Genomic DNA, 26,165 nt, shown 5'->3' with positions numbered 1-26,165 from the left:
CCGCCCGTCCGGCAGGTATTTCCTCATCCCACCGACAAGCAAAGACCGACATGACCGATCTACGTCCCGACGCCCCTTCCCATCTGCCTTTCAGAGACCAGGAAGCCACCGGCCCTGACAACGGTGCTCCGGTCGTGCTGCTGCACGGCTTCGGCGGCGACCGGCAAACCTGGCTCAACATACAGACGGCACTGGCTTCGAAGAAACGCTCCATAGCGTTCGATCTGCCGGGGCACGGCGAGGCGTTGGACTGGCCGCGGATCGGCAATGCGGGGGTTTCCGCAAAAGCTGTCGGGCAGTCTCTGGAGGCGCTCGAGCTGACGAAGGTCCATCTGGTCGGCCATTCCATGGGTGGCGCAGTGGCCGCGCTGATTGCCCTGCGCAATCCTGATCTGGTGGCCAGCCTCACTTTGTTGGCACCGGGCGGCTTCGGCTCCGAAATCAATCACCGCCTATTGCGTCGCTATGCGGCTGCAACGGATGCCGACACCATGGAAACCCTGCTGGAGCAGTTCTTCGGCTGGGAGTTCAAACTGCCGAAATTCCTCGCCAGAACGGCTGCCGAAAGCCGCGCGCGCCCGGGCGCGGCCGCGACACTGGAGGCAATCGCGGACGAGATCATCGACGGCAGCGTTCAAAAGACCCTGCCGCGCGACGAACTGGCAGCCCTGCCCATGCCGATCAAGGTCCTCTGGGGCACACAGGATCGTGTCCTGCCGACGCGCCAGGCCCACAAGTTGCCGGGTGTCGTTGCCACGCACATTTTCGAACGAACCGGCCACATGCTGCATCTGGAACTGCCCAAGGAAGTGACCCGGCTCATCCTTCAGAACGCTGGCTGCTGACGCGGACCAACATCTGGAACTCCAGAAAGTTTCCCCGCGATCTGGCCCCCCGGCGCGGTTTGGGATAGGTAGCAGGCCGAAACCCGGCCGGTCGGACGGCGGGGCCTGTATGAACCGAGCCGGAGCGCGCATGTCAGCCGAAATGTCAGCAGCCAACGATGTCATCGTCACGGCGGTGTCGGGCTATGAGCCGAAACACATGGCTGCCTGGTACAATTCCCTGAAGGCAACGGGGTATCGCGGCCGGACGGTCGCGGTTGCTTACAATGTCAGCGAAGCCCTTGTTGATTACATGAAGCACATGGGCTCGCTCGTCATCACCTTCGATCATGACGCCGGCAAGAAGCGCTACTCCTATTCGCAGCTTCGGGAAGAAATCGCCGACCATACCGATGGTGGCAAGCTTTACACCGACAGGCGCTGGACCTGGAACAAGCGCGTCCTGCGCTTCAAGGACAAGATCTACGACCGGCGCTTCTTCCATGCCAGTCACCTGGTGAAACAGCATCTCGATGCGCTTGGCGAGCCTGTGCGCTTCGTCGCGTTCTCGGATGCCAGGGACGTCATCTTCCAGTCTGACCCGTTCGCCTGGATGGAAGAGAACCTTGCTCCGGGCAAAGATCTCCTCATCGGTGAGGAAAGCATCACCCATGAAGACCCCTGGAACCGCCGGAACGTCCTGAAAACCTTCGGCCGCCACGCCTATGACCGTGTGGCCAGGGTCCCCGTGTGCTGCGCTGGCTATTTCGCCGGCCGCTACGAGGCGATGATGGATTTCATGCTGGCGGTCTATTACTTCGACCAGACCAAACGGAGCGGTGATCAGGCCGCCTTCAACCAGCTGCTGACCTTTTGCGGCTGGAAGGAAAAGGCCGAGAAGGTGAACTGGCAGGTTCCCTGGCTGCTGCACGCGGTCAGTGCGAATGTCGGTCCGGACGCGCCGGGGTTCTGCATGCCTCGGGAAACCGTGCCGGTGTTCGAGGACGGGCTGGTCAAAACCTTCGACAAGCAACCCTACGCCATCGTGCACCAGTACGACCGCAACAAGGAAATGACCGCCTATTTCCTGGAGAAATTCGGCAAGGTCGAATAACAGCAGGCGTTAACTGTGGACAATGGAAGCGCTTCGCCCTCCTGTTGCCCGCCGGCACCTATCCTTTCGGAACCTGTTGTTCAGGCTTCCGGCAGCAGATCATCACGCCACGGCTCACCGATCACCCGGCGGGCCATCATGTGCGAGCGCGGTGAATTGATGCTGTCGACGGCGATTAGCCGGCCATCGTGCAGGTAGGCGACATAGAACTTGTTGTCCTGGGTCGAACCCACGACCTTTGTGTCGTCATACCCCTCCGACAGACCGGCGATCTGCAGCTTGATGTCGTACTGATCGGACCAGAACCACGGCAACGGGTCGTAATCGACTTCCTGACCCAGCAGCGCCTGGGCAACCGCCTTTGCCTGGTCGATGGCGTTCTGGACGCTTTCCATGCGCACGGACCGCTGGTAGCGGTTGGAATAGAAACGCGTACAGTCACCCGCAGCGAAGATGTCAGGATCGCTGGTCTGGCCGCATCCATCCACCAGGATCCCGTTGTCGACCTCCAGGCCCGCCTCTGCGGCCAGGTGATCATTGGGCTCTGCGCCGACGGCAACCAGAACCAGCTCCGCCGGAACCGTCTCGCCTGTCGACAACCGGACACCGGTGACACTGTCACCACCCTCGATTGCCTCGATGCCGGTATTCAGGCGCAATTCGATGCCGCGGGCCTTGTGCAGGCAGGAGAAATAGTCGGAGACCGCCTGGCTGACCACGCGCTTCATCGGACGATCCTGCGCCTCGATTACGGTGACCGACTTGCCCAGGCTTTTGGCGACGGCAGCGACTTCAAGACCGATGTACCCGGCTCCGATGATGGCGACATTGCTGCTTTTTTGCAGAATGTCCCGGATCACGTTGACATCGGCAATCGAGCGCAGCGTGACCACGCCCTTCTTGTCGGCACCCTCCAGCGTCAGCAGCCGGGCATTGGTGCCCGTTGCCAGAACCAGCTTGCCATACGGCAGCGTATCGCCGTTTGCCAGTGTCAGGCGCTTCGCGCCACGGTCGATCGCAACCACTCTGGTATTGGGAATGTGGTCGATATTGTTGGTGGTGAAGAAAGCCGGCGGGCGCAGCCACAGGCCTTCGGCGCCAATCTCGCCGGCCAGGAACTTCTTGGAAAGCGGCGGTCTTTGATAAGGCGGATGCGGTTCCTCGCCGATCAGCCGCAGCGGGCCTTCAAATCCGCCCTGCCGCAGGGATTGGGCGACCTGGGCTCCGGCTTGTCCTGCTCCGATGATGACGATGTCTTCCTGCATTCCGCTTCGCCCTCTTTGCGCTTGGCCGGTCCGGCGGATGGTGTGCCGGCCGATCGTTTGAGTGCATGGCTAGCACGAAGAAACGCAGGCCGCCAGAATGGCGAAACGCCGCGTCGGTGCGGACACGGCGTTTTTTCGATTTTCTTTGTTTCAAGCATTCCGGTTCGGGATCAGGCGCTGCGCACGCCCTGCAGGAATTCGGCAACTTCCTGCCGGATCAACGCGCCCTGCTCGCCAAGCGATTCTGCAAGGTGCTCCACTTCGGAACCGTTGGACCGTGCAAGCTCGGCAGCCGAACCGACGGCCTCCATGCTCGACACCCCTTGTTCGGACCGCGCCGAGGCACTGGAAACATTGTGCGAGATCGCCTGGACGGCTTCGTCCTGCTGCTGCACGGCTGACGCCACAGCCGAGGCAAGGCCCTCCATGTCGGAGATGATCCGGTTGACGTCCTCGATCGCCTGGACCGCCTGACCGGAAGACCCCTGGATGGCCTCGATCTGGGTCGCGATATCCTCGGTGGCTTTCGAGGTCTGGTCGGCAAGCTGCTTCACTTCGGCAGCAACCACCGCAAACCCCTTGCCTGCTTCGCCCGCGCGGGCAGCCTCGATGGTCGCGTTCAGCGCCAGCAGATTGGTCTGGTTGGCAATGTCGCGGATCAGCCCCATGACTTCGCCGATCCGGTCTGCCGCGCTGGAAAGTTCCTGCATGGTGGCAACCGTTGAAGATGCACTCCGCACCGCCTGCTGGGCCACTTCCGTCGACTTGTTGGCCTGACCGGCGATCTCGGCGATGGACGCGGCAAGCTCTTCCGCGGAATGAGCTGCGGAGGTGACGTTTTCCGCCGCCGTGCGCACCGCTTCGGCTGCTTCCCCGGACTGGTTGGCAACATCGTCGGCCGACTGTTCCATCGACTGGGACGTCTGCCGCAGTTCGCCGTTGGCTCGGTCAAGACTGTCGAGTGCTGCGGACACGGTCCCCTCGAACCGGCCGATCAGAGTATCGAGACGGGCAACGCGTTCTTCGCGCCGCCGGTTTTCCTGATCCTGCGAGGCCGCAAGTTCAGCCCGCTCGACCGCATTGTCACGGAAGACCTGAACCGTGCGGCTCATCGAAGCAAGCTCGGTGCTGCCACTGTCGTCCGGCAGGTCGAGGTCGGTCTGGCCGCTGGCAAGAGCTTCCATGGCCGACTGCAAACGCGCCAGCGGGCGCGCCACCGATTGGCCGATCACAAGCGCGATGGCCGGAAGCAGCAGAAGCAGAACCACGATAGCCCCGCCGATTGCATAGGTTGCGATCGATCGGGCCATCTCAAGCTGACCGGCGGCTTCACCTTGAGTGGTGTTGGCGGCTTCGCTGAGGGAAGCGATGTGCGGCGGAACAAGTTCAAACAGGTTTTCCAGCAGTTCCGAATGCTCGGCCCGCTCTGTCTTGGCGACTGTGTAATCGTCGAAAGTCGTCTTGTATTTGGCCATGTTGTCGGCCAGCTCCGCCTTGATGGCGTCGGAAATGTAGACTTTCTTCAAGAGCTTTTCGAAATCGTTGAACTCGCCCTGGAAAACCTCCAGCGCCGCCTCGGTATTGTTGAGCGTGAACTCCCGTTCCGCCAGCTGAACGGCCAGGATCGCGCGGGCCAGCTTTTCGAAATCCGGCCCGCCGCCGAATTTCATCTCTTCCGACAGGCGATGCTTGACCGCCCCAGCATATTCGTTGAGTCCCGCCAGATAACCCTGCGTAGAGTCATACCCGATCTTCTGCTGGGCAGTGTCCAGCATCTCGAAAGCACCTCTTGTGCCTTCCAGCGTATCCTTGACGTCGGCGATTTCCGAAGCGTAGGCCGCTGCTGCCGGGTTGGTTGCGATCGTCTCCAGAACTGCGCTGGCTTCTTCAAGCTTGGCGTTGAAACTCTGGAACGTCTCGACGGATGGCGTGCTGTGGTAACGCTCTTCAATCGAGCGCAGCGCTGCGGCGCTTTCCGACAATGTGCTGACCTGTCCGGCCAGTGTCGAACTGCTGCTCATGCGCGCAAAGGCCGAATTGAGCTCACCCTGGCTCCAGAAGAAGACACCGCCGATCGCAAGGAGCCCAACAATGGTGAAAAGGCTCAAGGCCAGAATTCTGGCTTTGACTGACAAATTCGCGAAGATCCGAAAAGGTGATTGAGATCTGAAGGCCACCAGCGTATGTCCCCTGGATCAACGGATGTGCCATCGGGGTCGATGTTTACATCCATGAGTTGATCGATCTGGAAGTGTTCGTGCTTCTGGCCTGCGTTTCTTTCACGACAGAACGTTCGAACACTCATGTTTGCGCCGTATATTTGACTATAAATGCCAACTTACGGTTAACATGCGTGTAACCCCACCGACTCGACGCAATCTAACCTTGCGTCACCTTCGACTTTGTCATTGAGGCTGCAATTGAATCTCCTCGCCAGAGCCGCACCGGCCATTTTTGTTTTGCTGTGGTCTACGGGCTTCGTCGGTTCTAAACTCGGCGCGCCCTACATCGATCCGATGGTGTTTTTGACGGTCCGCTTCGTTGCGGTTTTGCCGGTGCTGATTCTGCTGGCGATGTTCTTGTCGAAGTCCTGGCCGAAAGATCCCGCTGCCATTGCCCATTGCATCTTCACCGGCATGCTGGTTCACGGCATCTATCTCGGTGGTGTGTTCTGGGCAATCAAACAGGGCATGCCGGCTGGAGCGTCCTCGATCATTGTCGGTCTTCAGCCCGTGCTGACCGCACTCATCGCGGTGGCTTTGCTTGGCGAAACCATTTCCCGCAGACACTGGCTCGCCATGGCCATCGGAGCGATTGGCCTTGCATTCGTTCTTGGTCCGAAACTCGACCTTGCCGGATCGGGCATCACGCCGGTGACGATATTCGTGGTCCTCATCTCCGTTGCGGCCATCAGCCTGGGAACAGTCTATCAGAAGCGTTTCGTACAGCAGACCGACCTCATGGCAGCAACTGTCTGGCAGTACGTCGGCGCGTTGCTTGTCACAATTCCGCTGAGCCTGACCGAAAGCTGGCAGATCACCTGGTCAGGTGAGCTGATCTTTGCGATGGCCTGGCTCGTGCTGGTCTTGTCCGTCGGTGCGATCCTGCTCCTGATGCTGCTGATCCGCGAGGGCGCGGTCTCCCAGGTCGCCAGCCTTTTTTATCTGGTGCCGGTGGCAACAGCGGTGGAAAGCTATTTCCTGTTCGGTGAATCCCTGACGCCGGTTCAGATCGGTGGAATGGTTCTGGTCATCAGCGCCGTCTTGACCATCCGCAAGAAGCCAGCAAGGAGCTAGGGTTGGTCCCGGGAGCCGTCATCGAAAAATCCGGTCAGGCTTCTGTATCCAGCGCCAGCGCAAGCTGTTCCTGACGGCGGCGCCAGTAGCGCCGTTGACGGGAGATTGCCGCGTTGAGTTCACCACCCAGAATGAACACGAGCGCGCAGATATAGAGAAAGATCAGCGCGGTCATGATCCCGGCCAGACCGCCATAAGTGGAGACGTAATTGGCGAAGCTGGCGAGATAGGCGCCGAAGGCACTGCCGGCAATGATCCACATGAACAGTGTGGCGAGCACTCCGGGCCACAGGTCGCGGAAAGTGCGATGCCCCGCCGGCAGCAGCCAGTGGGTGATGAAAAGGCCGATGATCAGCAGCGATCCGGCCAGTGTGTATCGGGCAACGTTGATTGACAGCAGGAAAGTCTCGACCTGCGGCACGAAGACCTTCAGCCCCTCGAGGGCGAGCGGCGCCAGAACCACCAGAAACGTGTAGGCAAGCAGAATGCCGGCACCCAGCAGCACAAGCCCGATCGATTGCAGCCGCAACAGCACGATGGAGCGGTTTTCATGCTGCCGGTAGGCCCGGTTGAGCGCGGTGCGCAGCGCCTCCACCCCGTTGGAGGAAAACCACAGAGCGGCAACGGCGCCGAAGGTCACAAGGTCGCCGCGGCGAATGGTCAGGACATTCTGGATTTCCCGCACGACAGGCGATGCAACGCTTGCCGGCCAGGCATCGAACAGCAGTTCCGACACCGTGTCGGCAGCACCGGTCATGCCGAGAAAGGCCGCGAGCGAGGCGATGAAGATCAGCAGGGGAAATATCGCCAACAACCCCGACAGCGCCACGTGACTGGCCATTGCAAAGCCGTCATCCCGGGCGAAGTGACCGATGGCGTCTTTCAGGACGGCGTAGATCACGAGAACTGTCTGTCTGGCGCTCATGACCCAAGATGTGGCCTGCGCTGACACAATTCGTCAAGCCTGGGTAGTGAAAACCGCATCCGCCAAAAGGTCTATAAATTCACGCTCGACAAATGAGGGTGTGCAACGCAACATAGCTTCAACAAGAAGCGCTGCTGCGCAACAAATGAAAACGGAGATCGCCATGTCCACCGCAGCCCTGCCGGCCGCAGAAACACCCGCAAGCCTTACCGAGCGAACGGAAGCTACCGTCGCCACGCTCGATCATCTGCTCAATCTTGCAGCGCAGCGGGTGCGCGACCGCGTGAGCGAGGATGGGCGCATCTCCTCCCGCCTGATGGAAGAAGAGCAAAGGGCAACCCACGGACTGGCCTGGTTCGCAACCTATGTGGAGTCTCTGCGCCAATTGGATGCCTACGCGAAACGTCTGACCGCGGAAGGCCGCTACGGCGCTCTTGAGGACTACATCGTCCAGCTCGGATTTGCGGAGTACCTTGCGCAGATCTTTGGCGGCATTCCGATGAACCAGGGTGAAATCGTTCGCCTGGCGGATCTTGGCGTCTCTTCCGAAGAAGCTCTTGGCTTCCAGACAGCCGAAATCCTGTCGCTGATCGATTCCGGAAGCCGTCCGGAAATCCGCAGCGAGATCACCCGCCTGATCCGCGACCAGGCGGGCCATTCCACCTTCGGCGACCCAGGTCTGGACGAGACCATGGAGCAGATCCGCAACGAGATGCGCCGCTTTGCCGAAGACAACGTTGTGCCCAACGCGCACGAGTGGCATCTGAAAAACGAATATATTCCGCTTGAGATTATCGAGCAGATGTCCGAGCTCGGCGTCTTTGGCCTCACCATACCGGAAGAATATGGTGGCCTCGGACTTGGCAAGGAGGCCATGTGCGTCGTCTCCGAAGAACTGTCCCGCGCCTATATCGGTGTCGGCTCGCTCGGCACCCGGTCCGAAATCGCGGCGGAACTCATTCTTTGCGGCGGTACGGAAGAGCAGAAACAGCACTGGCTACCGAAAATCGCATCCGGCGAGATCCTGCCGACTGCCGTCTTCACCGAACCCAACACCGGCTCGGACCTTGCCTCGCTGAAGACCCGCGCCGTGAAGGACGGCGACGTCTGGAAGGTGTCCGGCAACAAGACCTGGATTACCCATCCGGTCCGTGCCGATATCATGACCTTGCTGGCCCGCACCAACCCGGATGAACCCGGCTACAAGGGCTTGTCCATGTTCATCGCGGAAAAGCCGCGCGGCACCGACGAGGAGCCCTTCCCGGCAGACGGCATGAGCGGCGGCGAGATCGAAGTTCTCGGCTACCGGGGCATGAAGGAATATGAAATCGCTTTCGACGGCTTTGAGGTGAAGGGCGAGAACCTTCTCGGCCAGGTCGAGGGCGAAGGTTTCAAGCAACTGATGCAGACCTTTGAAGGCGCCCGCATCCAGACCGCTGCCCGCGCATTGGGCGTCGCCCAGTCTGCACTGGACCTGGGCCTGAGGTACGCCGAAGAACGCGTCCAGTTCGGCAAGGAACTGGTCAATTTCCCGCGTGTTGCCGACAAGCTGGCCATGATGACTGCCGAACTGATGATCGCCCGCCAGCTGACCTATTTCTCGTCCTGGCAGAAGGATTCCGGCAAACGCTGCGATCTGGAAGCAGGCATGGCGAAACTGCTTGGTGCCCGCGTTGCATGGGCCGCGGCGGACAATGCATTGCAGATCCACGGCGGCAATGGCTTTGCTCTGGAATATGCAATTTCCCGTGTCCTGTGCGATGCCCGAATTCTGAACATCTTCGAAGGTGCGGCGGAAATTCAGGCTCAGGTCATCGCGCGCCGCCTGCTTGAAACACGCGGCAACGCCTGATCGTCATCAGATGGCCCCTTTGTCGCGATGGCCATGTGCCTGCGCGTGGCGAAGCTTGTCAGATCTCTCGCTCATTCCCTCGTCCGGGGCACTGTCCCGGGCCTGGGGGCCAAGCTTGCTTTGCAGGCGGCCGATGACGGCCAGGACAATCACCACCATGAGTGTTGCAAGACCCGCCAATCCGATCTGACCGACGCCGCAGGCCGTGCCGATGGCACCTGCCAGCCACATTGATGCACCTGTGGTGACGTTCTGCACCGAGCCGTTGCGGGAGAAGATCAGACCGGCGGAGAGGAACGCCACGCCCGCTGTCACGGCCTCGACCAGACGGAGCGGATCCACATTGACGTTGCTCGCCCCGGAAAAGGGCAGATCGGCAAGCGCCTGACTGATCAGGAGAAACAGACACGAGGCGAATGCGATAAGCATATGCGTCCTGAGCCCGGCATCCTTGCCACGCTCTTCCCGCTCGAACCCGATGATACCGCCCAGAACGATGGCCGCAATCATCCGCAGAACCAGAACGTCCAGCGGAACCGCACCGAAGCCGAGGTCCATCTCTGCGGCAAGCCGGTCTACCATGGTCGTTCCTTGTTGCGGGTCGGTCAGCATAAGAGAGCAACGCCGCAACAAGTCTTTCGTTCCGGAAGGTGACCGGCGCTGGCTGCCGCCTACTCCACGGTAATGGTGATCTTTTCCGACATGACCGGCGGATTGTGCGGAATGTGCGACCAGTCACCCAGCACCAGTTGCAGCGTGTGTGAACCGGCTGGCAGTTCAATCGTGGTTTCGGTCTGCCCACCACCGAAATGCTTGTGATTGTCATCCGCCGGAATAGCTTCGTTCAGCTCCTCGCCCTCGATACTCTCATCGATGATCAGGTGATGGTGTCCGGTGTTTTCCTTTTCCGTACCGGCGGGGGCAACGCCCATTCCGGAAAGGCCGAACTGGATGGTCACTGGACTTTTGACGGTGTCGCCATCCTTCAGGTTTACGAAGTAGAGCTTCACGCCGTCCGGTGCCGGAGTTTCTCCTGCCTGGGCGACGGCACCTGTGAGGGCCAGCACGGCAGCACCGAGCCCGATTGCAAGTCTCTTCATGATCTTCTCCCTTTCAAGGACGGAATTCTGCATTGTTCCTCACGACCACTCTTCACTTAGGGCGCCGCGCTCTCTTCCGGTAGGCCCCGCAATCCGTTTCCCGTACTGGTAGGCTTGCGAACTGTCGAAATTGTCACAGATATCCTCAGGAACGCTTCCGGTGGTCCGGCGTTCACTCCAGACGGACCCAAAACTGCAGGAGTGCGACATGAAGGATGCGATCCGACTGAAACATGATGGTTGGGTAGTCGTTGCCGACGGAACCAAGGCTTTGTTCCTGACCAACGCGGGCACGGAACACGTGCCGGACCTCAAGGTCTTTCGGAAAGAAACCCAGGACAACCCTCCCAACCGCGAGCAGACCGCTGACCGTCCCGGTCGTTTGAGTGACGGTCCGCAGGGCCATCGAAGTGCAGTTCAGGAAGCCGACTGGCATGCGCTGGCTGAAGACGATTTCGCCGCGGACCTTGCCCAGATGCTCTACAAGCGCGCCCACAAGGGCAAGTTCGACGAGATCGTACTGGTCGCAGCCCCGTCGGTTCTCGGCCAGGTCCGCAAGCGCCTGCACAAGGAAGTCAGTGACCGTGTCGTCGCGGAGATCGACAAGGATCTCACCAATCATCCTGTCGATCGCATCGAGAAACTTGTCTTCGGAAGATAATCATCTTCTTGCGCAGACGCTCAGGGCATTCGGCCGCCACGGTCCGAACGTCCCTGCCACGATGCGTCTTGCAAGACCAGGCTCGGAATTTTTTCACCCTAGAGAACAGTGGCCGCCAATTGCGGCCGCTGGAACAGGCAGGACCATGACCGCTGATCCGGACTTGGACCGGCCCCTGACATCCATTGTCGACAGGGTCGGAGACATCACGAAAGAAGGACAGGTCTCGCTTGACCGCGTGGTCGGCGCTTTCGAGAAAACCGGATTTGCGACGATGCTGATCGTGCCCGCGGCCGCCGTCGTGACACCGCTGAGCGGCATTCCCCTGTTTTCAAGCCTTTGCGGAGTGACCATTTGCCTGATCGCGGCACAATGGCTGATGAAACGCGACCGGGTCTGGCTTCCCCACTGGCTGGGTCAGCAAAGTCTTGAGGGCGACAAGGTGCGGGTGGCGATGAACAAGCTGCGGCCCGCCGCACGCTGGCTGGACAAACATTCGCGCGCGAGAGCACGGTTCCTCTTCCGGCAACCTCTTCGGGCCTTGTTGCCGCTCTCCTGCCTCCTGTTCGGCGCCTTGATGCCCTTTCTCGAACTGGTACCATTCTCGTCATCGCTTCTTGGCGCATCTGTTTGCCTGATTGCCTTCTCTCTCCTCACCCGGGACGGTCTCTTTGCCCTAGCCGCGCTTTTACCTTTGGCCATCGTTGTCTGGGCACTGACGGCCTTGTTCTGAAGAAGGCCTCCTGAACAGGTTCGCAGGATCAACCGAGCGCCTGAAGCGCGATGGCACCGCCATAGATGCCAAGCAGACTGACACTTTCAAAACCGATCCCGCCGGGGCCTGACTTCTGCCGTACCAGCAACCCCAGAAGCAGAACCGCTGTCATCACCAGCCCGATCGCCAGCCAGAAATAGTCCTGAGGGGAGACGGCTTGATACAGCGAGCCGTCGCGATAGGCGACATCGGAAAGCGTCAGGAACAGAGTGTCGAAGGTGTTGCCGCCAACAATGCCGCCGATGGCGAGCTGCAGGGCACCACGATGCACGGCTGCCAGCGTCGTCACCAGTTCGGGCAGCGAGGTGACAACGGCTGTCATCAGCGCGCCGACAAGCGAGGCGTTGAGATTGAAACGGTCCGTCAGCGCGCCAGCCACTTCCGCCAGCACCCAGCCCATCGAGGCGAGGATAAGCATCAGCGCTGAAAACCCTGCGATAAGCCGCAAGTTACCGCGCAGGTCGTGCTGTTCCTCATCCGGGCTGTCCTCGTGGGTTTCGGACGTATTCACAACACGCCACATGGGCTGCTCCCGCACGTGCCGCTGAGCCAGCAAACCGCTGCCATAAACGATAACCAGGGCGTAGGAGGCTGGATGAACGCCCAGCAACGTGATTTCCGGGGTGGTGTAGGCGACCAGGGGAATGGCCAGCAAAAGCATCAGCAGGGCGCATTGAAAAAGACTGGAAACGTCAGCCGCCACATGCTCCAGGTTGCCGCGCCGGTAAACGATGTCAGCGATGGCCAGAAAGGCAGTCTGCGCAGCGATACCACCAACGCCATTTGAAAAGGCCAGCGACGCGCGGCCGTCCAGCGCAGCAGTTACGGACACCACGGTGCCCGAGAGCGACGTGGCCGCCCCCAGCAGGACACCGCCAACCAAGGCCTCGCCCAGCCCTGTCCGGTCGGCGATACGGTCAGCCTGACCGGTCAGATGAACGCCGCAAACCAGTATAACTCCACCGGCACCTGCAAAAAGCGCAAGCAAGACCCACAGCGGCAGGCTGTCGAAACCCATAGTGACCTTGTCCCCTCTTGGCATTTGCGGAAGTTGTCCGGACTTCAAAGGGAAAACGGCCACCCCATCAGGAAGTTCCCACCTGAACGTTCTCCCCTGGAACCCCCGGAGGGGAACGAATAAGGATCTTGCGCGTTAACCGCTGAAGAGCAGTCGAGCCTGGCTGCCAAGTGGCAACATCGCGAGGTAGTGAAGATGATCTATCACGGCTTTAACGACGATGCGGACCGGCACCTTGCCATCCTGCGTGAAAGGATCAGAGACAAGGAAGCCTCCAGCTGGAAGCACCTTGCTCTTGGCTTCGGATTCAGCGGCATCATTTTTTCGCTGATCGCCCTGATATTCCTGCTCAGCTATTGACCGCACGCCCAAGGCAGCCTGGACGTTCTCAGGAACACTACTGCCGCTCGAACGTTGTTCTGAAGAGTGATGAGGCCAAACCGCCCTCAGCGCTTGCAACGACGCACAATCCAGCGAGGTAGAGATGACTTATCAAACGCAGACCAACGAACAGGACAAGGAAGTCGTTCTGGGAGAAAAGGAAGCCAAGCAGGGCCTCGAACTTCACGAGATGCGTTACGTCCTGGCGATCGGCACCGCAGGCGCGGTAATCGCACTGGCGGTTGTCGGCTACATCCTGCTTTGAGTTCACCAGTCTGGAAGGCTAGAGCCCTTCGAAAGACCAAACAAAAGGGACGAACCTTGAAAAGGTCGTCCCTTTTGTTTTTCCGGCGAGAGGCTCAACTCTCGCTCGCAGAAGGTGACCCGGCAGATCGCCGGGCAGACCGATTAACGGCAAGCCGCCACATATTCGCGGCCATAGGAATCGCGGTAGATACACTTGCCCGGTTCCGTTGCCCTTCCGACAAGCGCACCGGCAGCCGCGCCGACGGCGCCACCAACAAGCGCTCCGCCTGCCTTACCGGTCGTTGCAGCACCGATCGCCGCGCCTGAGGCACCACCGATCACCGCGCCCTTTTGCGTGTTGTTGCAAGCGGTCAGACCAGTCAAAGCGACCGCAACCAGCATGATTTTCCACATGATCAACTCCCTTCGTGTTGCATTAGGCAGAACGGGAGAGCAGCGGAATTGTTCCAGAAAAAGATGGAAAACTGCCGCCAAGACCAACGCAGAGATCCGTCGTGCGGAGGAACTTCTGTCAGCCTCGAACGTTTGCCCGGTATCGGGCAGCCGGCGATCCAGAAGAGGATTTCCCGGCTGCCACTTACAGGAGGATCCGACATGACTGACAGGACCAGGGACGAGATCGCCCGTATTCTGAAAGACAACACGCGCAGCAAGGCTGATCGCGTAGACGAGCTTCTGCGGATGCGAGAGGACGCACGTGCCCTGCAACGGGCGGCGACGGAAAGCCCGATGGGTAACGAAACCCCGGATTCGTCGGGCCTTCGGGACATCGACAGGGCATTGGAGCGCCTCGGCCATAGCGACCTTGCCGAGGCTGAGGAAAACAGCGCCGCAACCCTTTGACCGGCGACCCTGCGCGGCCCTTCCAGCCCGGCCTGGAAGGGCGAAACGTTGAAGCTGCCGGCAAGAAAACCTATCTCTAAAGGCGAACACAAGCACAGGCGGCCCCATGAACACCACCTTTGAAGACCTTGGCTTTGACCCCGAGATCCTCGGTCCGGAGGAAGAGCAGAAGAAGACAATCCGTCAGAAATTGATGACGACGGTCCGCAAGGCCGCGCGTCAGGTGCCGTTCATGGAAGATGTCGTCGCCGGCTATTTCTGCGCGCTCGATCCCTCGACACCCAGCAAGGTGCGGGCCACCGTGCTCGCATCGCTGGCGTATTTCGTGTTGCCTTTGGATGTAATTCCAGACTTTCTGATCGGCATCGGCTTCGGCGATGACGCAACCGTGCTTCTGGCTGCCCTCGCGATGATCCGCAGCCACATGCGGCCGGATCACTACCAGGCTGCAAAGGATGCCTTGAAGGACGGCGAAATCTGACCGACTGTCTAGAGGTGGTCGCGTCCGGGCTGATCGTCTTGTGCCGACTTGTGCATCACTTGACCGGCCGCTTTGGTTCCGTGCCAGCAGCCTGACGTTCTCCCGGCAATCAGCCAGTAAATTCCGCCGCCGATAAATCCGGCCGCCAGCGCAACCGCACTTCCCGGCCGGAAGGCACTGTCCGCGGCTTCGGCTCCAAGTGTCCAGACTGCAAAGGCGATCACCCCGGCGGCACCGACGTGAAACAGGAAACTGCGCAGCCGTGCAGCTTCGGCCAGAACGATTGCAACGGCAGCCGGGGCCAGGGCCGTGGCACCGACCACACTTGCACCCACGAGACCGCTTCCGACCATGGTTGCAAAGGCAATCGGATCGGCTTCGGGATGCCCGGCCCGGAAAAAGCCCCAGGCAAGGAACAGGCCGCACGCCAGCACCGCGAAGATGAAACCGAACGCGATCCTGAGAAGCTGCAACATGAATTTCCCGCCGTCCAAACCGCTGTCCTTCCTTGATATGCGCGAGCTGACTGCTTACTTGACCATCTGCCGGTCGGATTGCAACCTTCCAGAACCGGCAGTTGCCCGACTGGCCATGATCAGGCCAGCCGGAGCCTTAGCCCCTGAAAATGTGACCCGGCATGTCGAAAACGGTGTTTTCGCTTGACTTTTTGCCGGTTTCGCAAGACGTTGGGGGATGGCGTTAGGCCATATCCATCTCAGCACCTTGGTACCAGCGTTCCGAGGATTTTTGTGCATGGAGCATATCAAAGCCCTAGCGCCACGTTGAAACGAAAGAGGAGTTTGCGACCATTCGCCGTCCGTTCCGCGCCCCGCCTCCTACGAAGGAAGGCCCGCGCACAAACCACGAAATTCGCGTTCGCGAAGTCCAGTTGATTGATCATGAAGGCGCCAACCGTGGCGTCATCCCGACAGAAGAGGCGATGGGCATCGCCATGGATGCCGGGTTGGATCTTGTTGAAATCCAGCCGAACGCAAATCCGCCTGTCTGCAAGATCCTGGACTATGGCCGGTACAAGTACCAGGCTCAGAAGAAAGCAGCAGAAGCCCGCAAGAAACAGAAGACCGTCGAGATCAAGGAGATCAAGATGCGTCCGAACATCGACACCCACGACTACGAGGTGAAGATGAAGAGCATGTTGCGGTTCTTTGGCGAAGGCGACAAGGTGAAGGTCACACTCCGTTTCCGGGGCCGCGAAATGGCCCACCAGGACCTGGGCATGAACCTGCTCAACAAGGTCCGTGAGGAAACCAACGAAATCGCCAAGGTTGAATCCGCGCCGAAGCTCGAAGGCCGCCAGATGGTTATGGTTCTGGCTCCGATCAAGTAAGCTTCATCGCGTTTGAATGTCCGAAAACCCCGCTCCGGCGGGGTTTTCTCGTTTTCAGGCGGCAGAACAACTCATTTCCTCAAAAATCCTGTCCGGCATGTCACATCCAGCGCCGCTGTCTTGTCATTACCTGCGAACACCACGTGTGCGCAGGAGACGAAAATGATGATGGACAATGGGAATGCAGCAGCAGGGCTTCAGACCAAGCTTGCGAATGACCGGCAATTGATTGACGTCGCCGTCGTTTTTCACAGCGGGTACGGTCACACAGAACGTCAAGCAGCGGCTGTCAGGCAGGGCATAGAGGATGTCGACGGTGCACGCGCACTGCTTCTGACGGCCGATGAAGCCAGCACCCGCTGGAACGAACTCAATGCGGCCAGCGCAATCATCTTCGGCACGCCAACCTACGTCGGCGCAGCCTCCGCCGCCTTCAAGACCTTTCAGGAAGCCAGCTCGCAGGAAATCATGTCGAAGGGCTATCTCTGGCGGGACAAGATTGCGGCCGGCTTCACCAATTCCGGTTCGCGTTCCGGCGACAAGCTGGCGGTGCTCATCCAGTTGGCCCTGTTTGCAGCCCAGCACGGCATGCACTGGGTCAGCCTGGACCTGCCGCCAGCCAATTGTTCCTCGCAAGGATCGGAAGACGATCTCAACCGGCTCGGCTTCTGGCTCGGGGCTGCGGCACAGTCGAACACCGACGAAGGGCCGCAGACAGCTCCCCCGGCCGCGGATCTGGCAACCGCCCGCCATCTTGGCAGGCGTGTGGCGAAAACGGCCTTGCAGTTTGCAGCCGGACGGGTGCAAGCACGGCCCGAACCGGCGTTGACGTGATAGGCTGTCATGATCATGACGGACACACCGGCCCTTGAAGACGACACCGCTTTGCGCAGGCGACTGACCCGCATCGCCTACCGCATGCTGGGATCAGTCTCCGACGCGGAAGACGTGGTTCAGGAAGCCTGGCTGCGCTGGCTTGCCGCCGACCGGGAAAAGGTGCGCGAGCCTGTCGCCTTCCTGAAGACCATCGTCACACGGCTTTGCCTCAATGAATTGAAATCCGCACGCCGTCGCCGCATGTCTTACGTTGGCCCATGGCTTCCAGAGCCCCTGCTGACGACATCAGATGCCGAAATCGCCGACGACATTACGTTGCCCGTGATGGTGGCTCTGGAGCGGCTGTCACCGCTCGAAAGGGCCGCCTTTCTGCTGCATGACGTTTTCAGCATGGGTTTCGAGGAAATTTCGACCGCCATCAACCGGGAACCGGCAGCCTGCCGCAAGCTCGCCAGCCGGGCCAGGGCAAGGCTGCAGGAAGCAAGACCACGCTTTTCCGCCACGCCGGAACAGGGCCGAAAGCTGGCGACCGCCTTCTACGAAGCATCGCGCAGCGGCGACTTGGAGAAACTCCAATCCCTGCTGGCCGAAGACATCGTCGTCTACGCCGACGGCGGCGGCAAGGTGCCTGCCACGTCAGCTCCGACATTCGGGCACGAACGGTCGATGAGCCTCTTTGCGGCACTCGCCCGCTATTTCAGAAAGGCTCCGTCACGCCTGATCCGGTTTGCTGACATTGACGGACTGCCCGGTTTTGTAACCGAGGAAGATAGCGGCATTGTCCAGACCACAGCATTGCAGATCCGGGACGGCAGGATCATCGCCGTCTATGTGACCCGCAACCCGGAAAAGCTCAGGCATCTTGGCGCAGATCAGGAGGACACGATACGTCCGCCAATTGACCTGAACTGATCAGCACGAGTGGAAATCAGCTTCGCGGCGTTATCCGATCAGCCGGTTCACATCAACAACCGGCATTCCTGCGTTGTGCGCTGCCTCAAGCCCTTGATGACTGTCCTCGAACACGAGGCATTGTTCGGCTGCGACACCGAGCCGGGAAGCGGCTTCCAGGAAGAGATCCGGCGCCGGTTTGGCATGGGCAACGTCATCAATCGTGACAACCGTATCGAACAACGGCAGCAGTCCCGTCTCCTTCAACGACGCCAGCACCACTTCCTGCGGTCCACCAGAGGCGACCGCCATCGGCAACTTGCCGTGAAACCTCCGTGCAATGGCGCTTATTACCTCGATCTCGCCGACTTCACCGATCCGGGCCAATACTGCCGTGCGCATCTCCCGAACGGCCAGTGGGCGATCCACCGTAACGCCGTGCTCGGCTTCATAGTCATCAAGCAGCACATGTTCTGACATTCCCGCCCGGGCGTGGTACCAGTCCGGCTCCATATGATGACCGGCGGCCCTGAACGCGTCCTGCCAGGCACCGGCATAGAGCGTTGGTGTTTGCACCAGCGTGCCATCACAATCGAAAATCAGGGCTTGCGCCCGTTGGAGAAGCGTCTCCAGCTCATTCATGTCATTGGGCTTTCGATGAGAATTGCACGGAAGTCGTTGACGTTGGTGAGGGTTGGCCCCGGCACCACCTGATCGCCAAGAGCCGCGAAGAAACTGTGGCTGTCATTGTCGCCGAGCATGGCGACCGGGTCGAGGCCAAGCGCCTCTGCTCGCTCAAGAGTGCTTGGGCCAATAACCGCCCCTGCAACATCCGCCGCCCCGTCGACACCGTCTGTGTCACAGGCAATCCCGTAAAGACCGTCAGCACCCTTGAGTGCGATCGCGAGAGCAAGGGCAAATTCCGCATTCGGACCACCACAGCCCTTACCGCGCCGCGTCACCGTGCATTCACCGCCGGACAGAAGCAGGACGGGCCGCCCACCCGGTTTCATCGCCTGCTGGCGTTCGATCGCGAGTCTGGCCTGCTGTTCAGCCACTTCACGCGCCTCGCCTTCAATGGCATCCCCCAGGATCTCGACTTCCATACCTTCGTCGGCTGCCAGGCTTGCCGCTGCTTCCAGCGATAGCGATGGTGCCGCGATGATGCGGTTTTCCACCCTCGACACTCTTTCATCTTCCGGCGGCAGCACTCCGGTGGCGCCGTCCAGCACAGCAAGTACAGATGCCGGCACAGACATGCCAAAGCGTTCGATAACCGCGCGCGCGTCCGCTGGCGTCGTCCGATCGCCAACCGTCGGGCCTGAGGCAATAAAGGCCGGATCGTCACCGGGAACATCGGAAATGATCAACGCCGTCATCCGGGCAGGATAGGCTGCCGCTGCAAGCTGCCCCCCCTTGACCAGGCTGACATGCTTGCGGACCGTGTTCATGTCGGTGATTGGCGCGCCTGATGCCAGCAGGGCTTCATTCAAGGCCTGCAGGTCAGCAAGCGAAATATCTCCGGCCGGCGCCTCCAGCAGCGCCGACGCCCCGCCTGAAATCAGCGCGATCACGTGATCCGCTTCTTCAAGCGAGGACAACAGACCGAGAAGGCGCTGTGTTGCCTGAAGCCCACGCCCGTCCGGCACCGGATGTGATGCCTCGACGATTTCGATCCCCCGGCAAGGCCTGGAGTAGCCGTCGCGGGTGATGACCAGTCCCTCTGAAGCCCCCCAGGCTGCTTCAACCGCTTCGGCCATGCGTGCCGACGCCTTGCCGGCACCGATCACGACCGTCCGGCCGTCAACCCTTTCCGGCAGGAATGCGGGAACGCACTTCATCGGGTCGGCCGCTGCAACGGCCGTCTCGAACAGACGCCGCAACAGGGCCTCACGCGAACAATCTGTCATGCATCGAGCCCCAGGGTCGATTGCCGTTTGATCAGCTCGACCGGATAATGTTTCGTGTCGGGTGGCCTGACGCCGTCGACAATCCAGGCCAGCATCGCTTCAGCGGCATTGCGGCCGAACAGCGCGGTATCGCAGCGCACCGAGCTGAGCCTGGGAAAGGCCAGTGAGCATTCCTCGATATCGTCGAAGCCGATGATCCTGAAATCCTGACCAACCTTGATGCCAAGTTCGGCAAAGCCGCTCAGCATGCCAAGCGCAACCAGGTCGCTGAAACAGATCGCCGCTTCCAGGCCTTCGTGTTCCTGAAGGATCTTCAGCGCGATTTCACGGCCGAACTGCCTCGATGGCCGTCCGTGAAAAATCGTCGGCGCAAGGCCGTTCGCCTGCATCACGCTTCGATAGCCGGACATGCGCTCCAAGGTGATCGGACGATCCGCCAGACCGCCGGCAAAGGCGATCTTCTGACATCCCGTATCGATCAGGTGCCGTGTCGCAGCTTCGCCTCCAAAGGCGTAGTCATGCGAAGCGAAGGGAAACAGGTCCGTGCGCTCGTCCAGCTGACGCAGCACCTGCATGGTGGGAATTCCGGCCCGCTCGATCCGCTCGAAGGGGCTTTCGTCGCCGCCATAGGTCGGCGAGATGACGAAGGCCGACACGCCATGCTCGATCATGCTGTCGATCACCTGGGCCTGGATCTCCGGGTCCTCATCCGTATTGGCGATGACGGTCGAGTATCCCTTGCTGGCAAAGGTCATCTGCGCACTGGCGGCAAATTCGGTGAAGAAGGGGTTGCGCAGGTCGTTGATGATCAGGCCGATGAGGCCGGATGCAGCGCCCCGCAAGCCGGCAGCCGAGCGGTTGTAGACATAACCAAGCTCATCAATTGCCCTGGCCACCTCTTCCCGGGTTGACTGTTTCACCAGCGACGAATTCTGGAGCACCAGCGAGACGGTCGATTTCGAAACGCCCGCCTGCCTTGCAACATCCAGAATTGTCGGCCGCTTCTTCATGAAAGGTCTATCCGATCCCGTGCAGTTTCAGGAGCAGCCCCATGCGCTCCTCGGCGATCTCCGGCTTTGACAACAAACGCGCCTGATCCGCAAGCCGGAAGACCTCTGCATAATGGGCAATCTCACGCGAAGACTGAAAACCGGCCGGCATGATGAAGTGGCTCTGGGCATCGTTCAGCCAGGCAAGAAACGCGATTCCGGCCTTGTAGAAGCGGGTCGGCGCCTTGAAGATTTCCCGGCTCAGCGGAACGGTTGGCGCGAAGAGCTTGTGATAGGTGCCCATATCCCCTTCCGCCAATGCCTCAAGCGCCTGGCTCGCCACGGGGGCAATCGCCGCAAAGGCCCCCAGCAGAGCATGCGAATAGTGCTTGCCATCGCCGGCGATCAGATCTGCATAGTTGAAGTCATCGCCGGTATAAAGCCGCACACCGTCGGGCAAGCGTGCACGGAAGGCTTCTTCGTGTGCCTGATCGAGCAAGGAAATCTTGATGCCGTCGACCTTTGCCGCGTGGCTTTCGATGATGGCGAGGACGGCGTCGGACGCCGCCGAAACATCCATGGACCCCCAATAGCCGGTCAATTCCGGATCGAACATGTCGCCCAGCCAGTGCAGGATGATCGGCTCCCGCGCCTGACGGATCAGCCGGCCATAGACGTCGGCGTAATCGTCCGGCCCGGCCCCGATGGCGGGAAGCGCCCGCGATGCCATCAGGATCGCCTGACCGCCTGCCGCCTCGATGGCCTCCAACTGGACCGTATAGGCCGCAACGATGTCGTCGTTTGTCTTGAGATTTTCCAGCGGCACCTGATCGGTGCCTGCCCCGCAGGCAACACGCGGCTTCAGCGGATGCGCCTTCGCCTCTTTCATGGTGCGTTCGATCAGTTCCTTTGCCGTTGCCCAGTCAACGCCCATGCCGCGCTGCGCGGTGTCCATGGCCTCGGCCAGTCCCAGCCCCTGATCCCACAGCCAGTGCCGGAATTTCAGCGTATTTTCCCAATCGACAGCCGGAGAACCAACCCATGGATCGCGCTCGCGCAGCGGATCAGACACCACATGCGCCGCGGCAAAAGCGGTGCGGGTTAGCGGCACCCGCGGGGCACGCGGCGTCAGGGCTTCTCCGATGAGGCTGTAGGGTTCCAGACGGTTTTCGTAAGTGGGCAGGGTCAGCATGATACGCTCCGGAAACTTGGCGGCCGGTCAGGCCGAGACGGGAATATCGAGGACGAGAATGCCGTCGATCCCGCCGATGGCATTGGCGACCAGCTTGGCGCCGAGCGCCTTGTGGTCCGGATGGGTCTGGTAGGCTTCCAGTGCCTCCCAGCTTTCGAAATCGACGGTGAAACCGTGCATGTAGCCCCGTTCGATCTGTTCCGGGCTTTCGCTGCGGCCCGAAACGATCTCGCCGATGCCCGACACCTGATCGCGGATGCTTCTGAGTTCCTGAAACAGGCTTTCGATCAGCTCTTCGGCAACATCCGGCTGAAACTTGATGAGAACGATATGGCGGATCATGACAGCGCCCCGTGATCTTGGCGGATCATGTCGGAGGCTTTCTCGCCGATCATGATGGCCGCAGCATTGGTGTTGGAGGAAACGACCGTCGGCATGATGGAAGCATCGACCACGCGCAGACCCTCCACACCGTTGAACCTCAGGCGCGGATCGACCACGGCCTTGTCGTCGGAGCCCATGCGGCAGGTGCCGGCCGGATGATGGGAGGTCTTAGAGTGTTCGCAGATGAAGCGGAAGTAGTCTTCGTCGGTCTTCACGCCTGGCCCCGGCAAGTGCTCGGCCTTGATGAAGGGCTTCAGCGGCGCCTGCGCCAGAATTTCCTGCGTCAGCTTCAGACCCCGGATCGACATTTCCCGGTCCTGGCTGTCCTGCAGGTAATTCGGGTCGATCAACGGCGCATCTGCAGGATTGGAGCTCTTCAGGCGTACGCTGCCCCTTGAGCGCGGACGAAGATAACAGGAGTTGAGCGTCACGCCGCCATCCGGCATGGCGGCAACGCCGGATTCGATCCCCGTCCCCAGACCCAGATGGAACTGAAGGTCCGGCGAACGCGCATCGGGGTTCGCGTACCAGAACCCGCCCGTCTCGAACAGGCTGGAGGACACCGGCCCGCGCCGGGTGAGCAGATATTGAAGGCCGGCCAGCACAGAGAGATGCGGCTTGGCATAGCGGTCGTAGGTATGCGGGCCGCTGACTTCGCAAATGCAGTAGAGATCCAGATGGTCCTGCAGGTTGGAACCGACCTCAGGCTGGTCATAGGCGATATCGATACCGAGCTTTCTGAGTTCGTCGGCGGGACCGATGCCGGAAAGCTGAAGCAGACGGGGCGAGCCAATGGAGCCGGACGACAGAATGACTTCAGAGCCCGCCGTCAGCCGGGTGCCGTCGATGAGTTCGACACCGGTCGCCTTGCCGCCTTCCACCACGATACGGCGCACCTGGGCACCGGTCTTGATGTGGAGATTGGGCCTGCCCTTGTTGGGCGCCAGATACGCCATGGCGGAGGAAGACCGGCGGGCATTGCGCTGTGTCAGCTGGTAGTAGGCAACACCGTCCTGCTTCTCGCCTGTCACATCCTCGTTTTTCGGAATGCCGAGCGCAGCAGCGGCTTCGAAATAGGCTTCGCAGATCGGCAGCGGGGCACAGGGCCTGGAAACGCCGAGCGGGCCGCCCTTGCCGTGGTAGCGGTTGTCGTAGGTGTCGTTGTCCTCGGCCTTGCGGTAGTAGGGCAGAACATCTTCATAGCCCCAGCCCTCGCAGCCCATCTGACGCCACTCGTCATAATCGAGCGCATTGCCGCGGGTATAGATCTGCGCATTGATGGCCGAACCGCCACCAATCACCTTGGCCTGGGTATAGCGGAACACGCGGTTCTGCATGTGTTTTTGCGGCACCGTGTGCCAGCCCCAGGAGCCGATCCCCTTGGTCATTTTCGCAAAGCCGGCAGGCAGGTGATAGAACGGATGCCAGTCGCGCCCGCCTGCTTCCAGCAGCAGCACGGAAACGTCCGGGTTCTCGGTTAAACGCGCGGCAACAACCGAGCCGGCGCTGCCACCACCGATGATGATGAAGTCGTAGCCTGTATTCATCTGAAGTCTCTCAGAACAACTCGCTCTAAAGCCGGGGGATCGACAGTCCGCCGTCCACCGCGAAGGTCGAACCGGTTGCAAAGGCCATTTGGCCATCGACAATAGGCACGATGATTGAGCCGATATCGGCGGGCTGCCCCCACCTGGCAGCAGGCACCAGACCGCCTTCGATCCGGGCCGTGTATTTGTCTTTCACTCCGGCGGTCATGCCGGTTTCGATAATGCCTGGCCTTAGCTCGAAGACACCGATGCCATGCGGCGCAAGCCGGACGGCGAAAAGCTCCGCCATCATGGCGGCGCCTGCTTTCGACAGGCAGTATTCCGCCCTTTCGATCGACACCATCTCCGCACTTACGGAGGTGATGAAGCTCATCGAGCGATAGCTGTCTGACGACTGATCCAGCATGCGTCTCGCCACTTCCTGCGCCAGGAAGAAGGCCCCACGCAGGTTGACACCCATGACGAAGTCGAAACTGTCGGGCGCCAGATCCAGCATGTCGCCCCGGATCCTGGCCGGAACGCCCGCGTTGGAAACAAAAGCCGTCACCGGCCCGAGATCCGCCTCCACCCGGTCGAGCAGCGTCTTGCAATGGTCGATGTCCAGAAGGTCATGCCGGAAATAGCGGCCCTTGCCACCCAGGCTGTTCAGGGCTTCGACCACCTCCGGCGCGTTGGCTTCTTCCTGAGCGGCGATGGCAACCGTGTGACCGGCCTCCGCGAGAGCCCTCGAAATGCCGAGACCGATGCCGCGCTGGCCGCCGGTGACAAGTGCGATCCTGTTCATGCCGCCAGGTCCTTCTTGATCGTTTCGGCGGCGCGCAGCGCCAATGCCGCGACCGTGAGGGCCGGATTGACGGCAGCCGAGGTTGGCAGCGCTCCCGCATCGGCCACAAACAGGTTCGGATGATCCCAGGACCGGCAGTCCGGATTGAGCACGGAGTTAGCCGGATCATCGCCCATGCGCACCGTGCCGCACTGATGCGAGGGCACCCTGCCGTCGAACAGGCGCGACAGAACCAGCGGGAAACCGGCCTCGCGCAGGGTCTTGCGGGTCTTCTCGACCAGCTTCCTGTGCGCCGTCATGTTGGACCGCTGCCAGATGAGCTGGATCTTGCCGTCCTTCAGGACAACCCGGCTTTCAGGATCGGGCAGATCCTCGGAAATCAGATAGAGATCAAGGGCATGCCCGGAAATCCAGCGGGCAGCGAATTTCGGCAGCTGCGGCACCTGGATCTTCAGGATATCCGGCGTCACCCGCCCCAGCAGCTGAACGTTGCCCAGAGGCATGCCGTCTTCGCCGTCATCGAGATACCAGTCATTCAGGCCGAAGGTCTTCTGATAGACGGAAGTATTCCGGAACCGCGGATCAATGGCGATCATCGCCGTCGCATTGTGGTTCATGAAACAACGACCGACATAGTCCGAGAGGTTGGCTACACCGGACCGCAACAAGAGCGCCGCGGACTGGACAGCACCCGCACACAGGGCAACGACCCCCGGTGTCAGGCAGATCTCTTCACCGTCCTTGCTGTAGTGGACTTCATCGATACGGCCGGACTTGTAGCCCGTCCGGAGCGCGGTGACTTCGGCACCGGTGACAAGGGTGACGTTGTCATGAGCCATTGCGGCTTCCAGCGCACAGGTTTCCGCATCCATCTTGCCGCATCTGAGGTCGGGGTAACCGTCCCAGCCGGTGTGCCCGGCATCCAGCCAGCGGTCGATATCAACCCCCAGCGGCAGGCTGAACGGGCGAACGCCCGCCTGCTCAAGGCGCCGCCGGGCAATCCGGATGGCTTCCTCGTCCGGGATGGGCGGAAACGGATAAGGCCTGCCGTGCGGCGGTTCAGTCGGATCGGAGGCGGTATCGCCCCGAACCTGGAAAAGCTGTTCGGCGGCGTCATACCAGGGCGACAGCTCGTCATAGGCAATCGGCCAGGCAGGTGAAACACCGTCATAATGCTCCAGCGCGCTGAAGTCCTCTTCCCGGTAACGGATCAGCACCGCGCCGTAGAGCTTCGAGTTGCCACCGACATTGTAGTAGTTGCCTGGCTCGAACGGATTACCCTGTCCGTCGAGCCAGGTTTCCGGTGCCCGGAAAGCGCTGTTGGTATAGATGCGCCAGGGGTCCCGGGCCGGAGCATCGTCCGGTATCCGGTATCCCCGTTCCAGAATCGTGATCTTGGCCCCGGTCGGAGCAAGGCCCGCGGCAAGGGAAGCTCCCCCCATGCCGCTGCCGATGATCACAATGTCGGGCGCCGTATTCAT

29 protein-coding genes are annotated in these 26,165 nt (G+C 60.7%); 13 read left to right on the top strand and 16 right to left on the bottom strand.

Annotation, left to right across the window (positions count from 1 at the left end; genetic code table 11):
- Positions 1 to 50 precede the first annotated feature (50 nt).
- Positions 51 to 845: an alpha/beta fold hydrolase gene (locus Q666_RS41560; protein WP_023002969.1), complete on the top strand. Its 795-nt coding sequence runs from the start codon at positions 51 to 53 to the stop codon at positions 843 to 845.
- Between the two features lie 130 nt (positions 846 to 975).
- Complete coding sequence (locus tag Q666_RS41555; RefSeq protein ID WP_023002968.1) at positions 976 to 1,938, top strand: hypothetical protein; 963 nt, start codon at positions 976 to 978, stop codon at positions 1,936 to 1,938.
- Positions 1,939 to 2,018: 80 nt separating this feature from the next.
- On the opposite strand, the gene Q666_RS41550 is transcribed toward Q666_RS41555, so the two are convergent.
- Together Q666_RS41550 and Q666_RS41545 are read right to left on the bottom strand one after the other, a co-directional pair.
- On the bottom strand, positions 2,019 to 3,203 hold the full coding sequence (locus tag Q666_RS41550; protein ID WP_023002967.1) for an FAD-dependent oxidoreductase: 1,185 nt from the start codon (positions 3,201 to 3,203) through the stop codon (positions 2,019 to 2,021).
- A gap of 170 nt (positions 3,204 to 3,373) precedes the next feature.
- Positions 3,374 to 5,311 carry a HAMP domain-containing methyl-accepting chemotaxis protein gene (locus Q666_RS41545; RefSeq protein WP_023014476.1) on the bottom strand — a complete coding sequence of 646 codons (1,938 nt, stop codon included), beginning with the start codon at positions 5,309 to 5,311 and terminating at the stop codon, positions 3,374 to 3,376.
- A gap of 312 nt (positions 5,312 to 5,623) precedes the next feature.
- On the opposite strand from Q666_RS41545, the gene Q666_RS41540 reads away from it, so the two are divergent.
- The gene (locus Q666_RS41540; RefSeq protein ID WP_023002965.1) at positions 5,624 to 6,499 is read left to right on the top strand and encodes a DMT family transporter; all 876 of its coding nucleotides are present in this window, start codon (positions 5,624 to 5,626) and stop codon (positions 6,497 to 6,499) included.
- Between the two features lie 34 nt (positions 6,500 to 6,533).
- Here Q666_RS41540 and Q666_RS41535 read toward each other — a convergent pair whose 3' ends face one another.
- Positions 6,534 to 7,424 (bottom strand): YihY/virulence factor BrkB family protein, encoded by an 891-nt coding sequence (locus Q666_RS41535; RefSeq protein WP_023002964.1) that lies wholly within the window; start codon positions 7,422 to 7,424, stop codon positions 6,534 to 6,536.
- A gap of 163 nt (positions 7,425 to 7,587) precedes the next feature.
- On the opposite strand from Q666_RS41535, the gene Q666_RS41530 reads away from it, so the two are divergent.
- The gene (locus Q666_RS41530; RefSeq protein ID WP_031270243.1) at positions 7,588 to 9,276 is read left to right on the top strand and encodes an acyl-CoA dehydrogenase family protein; all 1,689 of its coding nucleotides are present in this window, start codon (positions 7,588 to 7,590) and stop codon (positions 9,274 to 9,276) included.
- A 6-nt stretch (positions 9,277 to 9,282) separates the two neighbouring features.
- On the opposite strand, the gene Q666_RS41525 is transcribed toward Q666_RS41530, so the two are convergent.
- Positions 9,283 to 9,858 (bottom strand): MgtC/SapB family protein, encoded by a 576-nt coding sequence (locus Q666_RS41525; protein WP_228871083.1) that lies wholly within the window; start codon positions 9,856 to 9,858, stop codon positions 9,283 to 9,285.
- Between the two features lie 89 nt (positions 9,859 to 9,947).
- Positions 9,948 to 10,376 carry a DUF4399 domain-containing protein gene (locus Q666_RS41520; protein WP_023002961.1) on the bottom strand — a complete coding sequence of 143 codons (429 nt, stop codon included), beginning with the start codon at positions 10,374 to 10,376 and terminating at the stop codon, positions 9,948 to 9,950.
- Positions 10,377 to 10,584: 208 nt separating this feature from the next.
- Here Q666_RS41520 and Q666_RS41515 point away from each other — a divergent pair, with 208 nt between their 5' ends.
- Both Q666_RS41515 and Q666_RS41510 read left to right on the top strand, forming a co-directional pair.
- Entirely contained in the window at positions 10,585 to 11,037 is a 453-nt protein-coding gene (locus Q666_RS41515; protein WP_023002960.1) for a host attachment family protein, read from the top strand.
- 145 nt (positions 11,038 to 11,182) lie between these two features.
- On the top strand, positions 11,183 to 11,770 hold the full coding sequence (locus Q666_RS41510) for an exopolysaccharide biosynthesis protein (RefSeq protein WP_023002959.1): 588 nt from the start codon (positions 11,183 to 11,185) through the stop codon (positions 11,768 to 11,770).
- A gap of 28 nt (positions 11,771 to 11,798) precedes the next feature.
- On the opposite strand, the gene Q666_RS41505 is transcribed toward Q666_RS41510, so the two are convergent.
- Positions 11,799 to 12,830, bottom strand: coding sequence for a cation transporter (locus tag Q666_RS41505; protein ID WP_023002958.1), 1,032 nt, complete (start codon positions 12,828 to 12,830; stop codon positions 11,799 to 11,801).
- Positions 12,831 to 13,025: 195 nt separating this feature from the next.
- Here Q666_RS41505 and Q666_RS66190 point away from each other — a divergent pair, with 195 nt between their 5' ends.
- Positions 13,026 to 13,190 carry a hypothetical protein gene (locus Q666_RS66190; RefSeq protein WP_023002957.1) on the top strand — a complete coding sequence of 55 codons (165 nt, stop codon included), beginning with the start codon at positions 13,026 to 13,028 and terminating at the stop codon, positions 13,188 to 13,190.
- Between the two features lie 124 nt (positions 13,191 to 13,314).
- The gene (locus Q666_RS66185; RefSeq protein ID WP_023002956.1) at positions 13,315 to 13,476 is read left to right on the top strand and encodes a hypothetical protein; all 162 of its coding nucleotides are present in this window, start codon (positions 13,315 to 13,317) and stop codon (positions 13,474 to 13,476) included.
- 143 nt (positions 13,477 to 13,619) lie between these two features.
- On the opposite strand, the gene Q666_RS41500 is transcribed toward Q666_RS66185, so the two are convergent.
- The gene (locus Q666_RS41500) at positions 13,620 to 13,871 is read right to left on the bottom strand and encodes a YMGG-like glycine zipper-containing protein (protein ID WP_023002955.1); all 252 of its coding nucleotides are present in this window, start codon (positions 13,869 to 13,871) and stop codon (positions 13,620 to 13,622) included.
- Between the two features lie 201 nt (positions 13,872 to 14,072).
- On the opposite strand from Q666_RS41500, the gene Q666_RS41495 reads away from it, so the two are divergent.
- Both Q666_RS41495 and Q666_RS41490 read left to right on the top strand, forming a co-directional pair.
- Positions 14,073 to 14,321, top strand: a complete 249-nt coding sequence (locus tag Q666_RS41495) for a hypothetical protein (RefSeq protein WP_023002954.1) — start codon at positions 14,073 to 14,075, stop codon at positions 14,319 to 14,321.
- A gap of 106 nt (positions 14,322 to 14,427) precedes the next feature.
- Positions 14,428 to 14,802 (top strand): YkvA family protein, encoded by a 375-nt coding sequence (locus Q666_RS41490; RefSeq protein ID WP_023002953.1) that lies wholly within the window; start codon positions 14,428 to 14,430, stop codon positions 14,800 to 14,802.
- 8 nt (positions 14,803 to 14,810) lie between these two features.
- Here Q666_RS41490 and Q666_RS0132940 read toward each other — a convergent pair whose 3' ends face one another.
- The gene (locus Q666_RS0132940) at positions 14,811 to 15,278 is read right to left on the bottom strand and encodes a hypothetical protein (protein ID WP_023002952.1); all 468 of its coding nucleotides are present in this window, start codon (positions 15,276 to 15,278) and stop codon (positions 14,811 to 14,813) included.
- Positions 15,279 to 15,610: 332 nt separating this feature from the next.
- Between Q666_RS0132940 and infC the strand changes: the two genes are divergently transcribed.
- The 3 genes from infC to Q666_RS41470 all read left to right on the top strand — a co-directional run bounded on the left by infC (position 15,611) and on the right by Q666_RS41470 (position 17,899).
- Complete coding sequence (infC, locus tag Q666_RS41480) at positions 15,611 to 16,150, top strand: translation initiation factor IF-3 (RefSeq protein WP_075283347.1); 540 nt, start codon at positions 15,611 to 15,613, stop codon at positions 16,148 to 16,150.
- A gap of 168 nt (positions 16,151 to 16,318) precedes the next feature.
- Positions 16,319 to 16,984: a flavodoxin family protein gene (locus Q666_RS41475; RefSeq protein ID WP_081713207.1), complete on the top strand. Its 666-nt coding sequence runs from the start codon at positions 16,319 to 16,321 to the stop codon at positions 16,982 to 16,984.
- 15 nt (positions 16,985 to 16,999) lie between these two features.
- Positions 17,000 to 17,899, top strand: a complete 900-nt coding sequence (locus tag Q666_RS41470) for a sigma-70 family RNA polymerase sigma factor (RefSeq protein ID WP_031270238.1) — start codon at positions 17,000 to 17,002, stop codon at positions 17,897 to 17,899.
- A 30-nt stretch (positions 17,900 to 17,929) separates the two neighbouring features.
- Here the strand turns inward: Q666_RS41470 and Q666_RS41465 are convergent, their stop codons facing one another.
- The 8 genes from Q666_RS41465 to Q666_RS41430 are packed head-to-tail and all read right to left on the bottom strand — an operon-like array spanning position 17,930 to position 26,165.
- The gene (locus tag Q666_RS41465; RefSeq protein WP_023002947.1) at positions 17,930 to 18,520 is read right to left on the bottom strand and encodes an HAD family phosphatase; all 591 of its coding nucleotides are present in this window, start codon (positions 18,518 to 18,520) and stop codon (positions 17,930 to 17,932) included.
- Positions 18,517 to 19,788 (bottom strand): glycerate kinase, encoded by a 1,272-nt coding sequence (locus Q666_RS41460; protein WP_023002946.1) that lies wholly within the window; start codon positions 19,786 to 19,788, stop codon positions 18,517 to 18,519. Before Q666_RS41460 ends, Q666_RS41465 begins: the two co-directional genes overlap by 4 nt.
- Positions 19,785 to 20,798: a LacI family DNA-binding transcriptional regulator gene (locus Q666_RS41455; protein WP_023002945.1), complete on the bottom strand. Its 1,014-nt coding sequence runs from the start codon at positions 20,796 to 20,798 to the stop codon at positions 19,785 to 19,787. The genes Q666_RS41460 and Q666_RS41455 overlap by 4 nt, the downstream gene beginning before the upstream one ends.
- A 7-nt stretch (positions 20,799 to 20,805) precedes the next feature.
- The gene (locus Q666_RS41450) at positions 20,806 to 21,969 is read right to left on the bottom strand and encodes a dihydrodipicolinate synthase family protein (protein WP_023002944.1); all 1,164 of its coding nucleotides are present in this window, start codon (positions 21,967 to 21,969) and stop codon (positions 20,806 to 20,808) included.
- Positions 21,970 to 21,996: 27 nt separating this feature from the next.
- Positions 21,997 to 22,311, bottom strand: a complete 315-nt coding sequence (locus Q666_RS41445; RefSeq protein WP_023002943.1) for a Dabb family protein — start codon at positions 22,309 to 22,311, stop codon at positions 21,997 to 21,999.
- Positions 22,308 to 23,900 carry a GMC family oxidoreductase N-terminal domain-containing protein gene (locus Q666_RS41440; protein WP_023002942.1) on the bottom strand — a complete coding sequence of 531 codons (1,593 nt, stop codon included), beginning with the start codon at positions 23,898 to 23,900 and terminating at the stop codon, positions 22,308 to 22,310. Before Q666_RS41440 ends, Q666_RS41445 begins: the two co-directional genes overlap by 4 nt.
- Before the next feature lie 25 nt (positions 23,901 to 23,925).
- A complete protein-coding gene (locus Q666_RS41435; RefSeq protein ID WP_023002941.1) occupies positions 23,926 to 24,684 on the bottom strand; it encodes a 3-ketoacyl-ACP reductase in 759 nt (252 codons plus the stop codon).
- On the bottom strand, positions 24,681 to 26,165 hold the full coding sequence (locus Q666_RS41430; protein WP_023002940.1) for a GMC family oxidoreductase: 1,485 nt from the start codon (positions 26,163 to 26,165) through the stop codon (positions 24,681 to 24,683). Before Q666_RS41430 ends, Q666_RS41435 begins: the two co-directional genes overlap by 4 nt.

Origin of the sequence: Labrenzia sp. C1B70 (assembly GCF_000475395.1) — a bacterium.
GTDB lineage: Bacteria > Pseudomonadota > Alphaproteobacteria > Rhizobiales > Stappiaceae > Roseibium > Roseibium algicola.
The sequence above is the reverse complement of the archived record's forward strand: the minus strand, read 5'-3'. Positions and strand labels throughout refer to the sequence as shown.

Bases quoted from the DNA above. Each gene is read 5' to 3' on its own strand.
- Q666_RS41495 (WP_023002954.1), top strand. From the start codon at position 14,073: ATGACTGACAGGACCAGGGACGAGATCGCCCGTATTCTGAAAGACAAC.
- Q666_RS0132940 (WP_023002952.1), bottom strand. From the start codon at position 15,278: ATGTTGCAGCTTCTCAGGATCGCGTTCGGTTTCATCTTCGCGGTGCTG.
- Q666_RS41515 (WP_023002960.1), top strand. From the start codon at position 10,585: ATGAAGGATGCGATCCGACTGAAACATGATGGTTGGGTAGTCGTTGCC.
- Q666_RS41490 (WP_023002953.1), top strand. From the start codon at position 14,428: ATGAACACCACCTTTGAAGACCTTGGCTTTGACCCCGAGATCCTCGGT.
- Q666_RS41450 (WP_023002944.1), bottom strand. From the start codon at position 21,969: ATGCTGACCCTGCCCACTTACGAAAACCGTCTGGAACCCTACAGCCTC.
- Q666_RS41555 (WP_023002968.1), top strand. From the start codon at position 976: ATGTCAGCCGAAATGTCAGCAGCCAACGATGTCATCGTCACGGCGGTG.
- Q666_RS41435 (WP_023002941.1), bottom strand. From the start codon at position 24,684: ATGAACAGGATCGCACTTGTCACCGGCGGCCAGCGCGGCATCGGTCTC.
- Q666_RS41475 (WP_081713207.1), top strand. From the start codon at position 16,319: ATGGACAATGGGAATGCAGCAGCAGGGCTTCAGACCAAGCTTGCGAAT.
- Q666_RS41445 (WP_023002943.1), bottom strand. From the start codon at position 22,311: ATGATCCGCCATATCGTTCTCATCAAGTTTCAGCCGGATGTTGCCGAA.
- Q666_RS41465 (WP_023002947.1), bottom strand. From the start codon at position 18,520: ATGAATGAGCTGGAGACGCTTCTCCAACGGGCGCAAGCCCTGATTTTC.
- Q666_RS41560 (WP_023002969.1), top strand. From the start codon at position 51: ATGACCGATCTACGTCCCGACGCCCCTTCCCATCTGCCTTTCAGAGAC.
- Q666_RS41535 (WP_023002964.1), bottom strand. From the start codon at position 7,424: ATGAGCGCCAGACAGACAGTTCTCGTGATCTACGCCGTCCTGAAAGAC.
- Q666_RS41440 (WP_023002942.1), bottom strand. From the start codon at position 23,900: ATGAATACAGGCTACGACTTCATCATCATCGGTGGTGGCAGCGCCGGC.
- Q666_RS66190 (WP_023002957.1), top strand. From the start codon at position 13,026: ATGATCTATCACGGCTTTAACGACGATGCGGACCGGCACCTTGCCATC.
- Q666_RS41520 (WP_023002961.1), bottom strand. From the start codon at position 10,376: ATGAAGAGACTTGCAATCGGGCTCGGTGCTGCCGTGCTGGCCCTCACA.
- Q666_RS41505 (WP_023002958.1), bottom strand. From the start codon at position 12,830: ATGGGTTTCGACAGCCTGCCGCTGTGGGTCTTGCTTGCGCTTTTTGCA.
- Q666_RS41550 (WP_023002967.1), bottom strand. From the start codon at position 3,203: ATGCAGGAAGACATCGTCATCATCGGAGCAGGACAAGCCGGAGCCCAG.
- Q666_RS41510 (WP_023002959.1), top strand. From the start codon at position 11,183: ATGACCGCTGATCCGGACTTGGACCGGCCCCTGACATCCATTGTCGAC.
- Q666_RS41500 (WP_023002955.1), bottom strand. From the start codon at position 13,871: ATGTGGAAAATCATGCTGGTTGCGGTCGCTTTGACTGGTCTGACCGCT.
- Q666_RS41525 (WP_228871083.1), bottom strand. From the start codon at position 9,858: ATGGTAGACCGGCTTGCCGCAGAGATGGACCTCGGCTTCGGTGCGGTT.
- Q666_RS41460 (WP_023002946.1), bottom strand. From the start codon at position 19,788: ATGACAGATTGTTCGCGTGAGGCCCTGTTGCGGCGTCTGTTCGAGACG.
- Q666_RS66185 (WP_023002956.1), top strand. From the start codon at position 13,315: ATGACTTATCAAACGCAGACCAACGAACAGGACAAGGAAGTCGTTCTG.
- Q666_RS41470 (WP_031270238.1), top strand. From the start codon at position 17,000: ATGACGGACACACCGGCCCTTGAAGACGACACCGCTTTGCGCAGGCGA.
- Q666_RS41530 (WP_031270243.1), top strand. From the start codon at position 7,588: ATGTCCACCGCAGCCCTGCCGGCCGCAGAAACACCCGCAAGCCTTACC.
- Q666_RS41455 (WP_023002945.1), bottom strand. From the start codon at position 20,798: ATGAAGAAGCGGCCGACAATTCTGGATGTTGCAAGGCAGGCGGGCGTT.
- Q666_RS41430 (WP_023002940.1), bottom strand. From the start codon at position 26,165: ATGAATACGGCGCCCGACATTGTGATCATCGGCAGCGGCATGGGGGGA.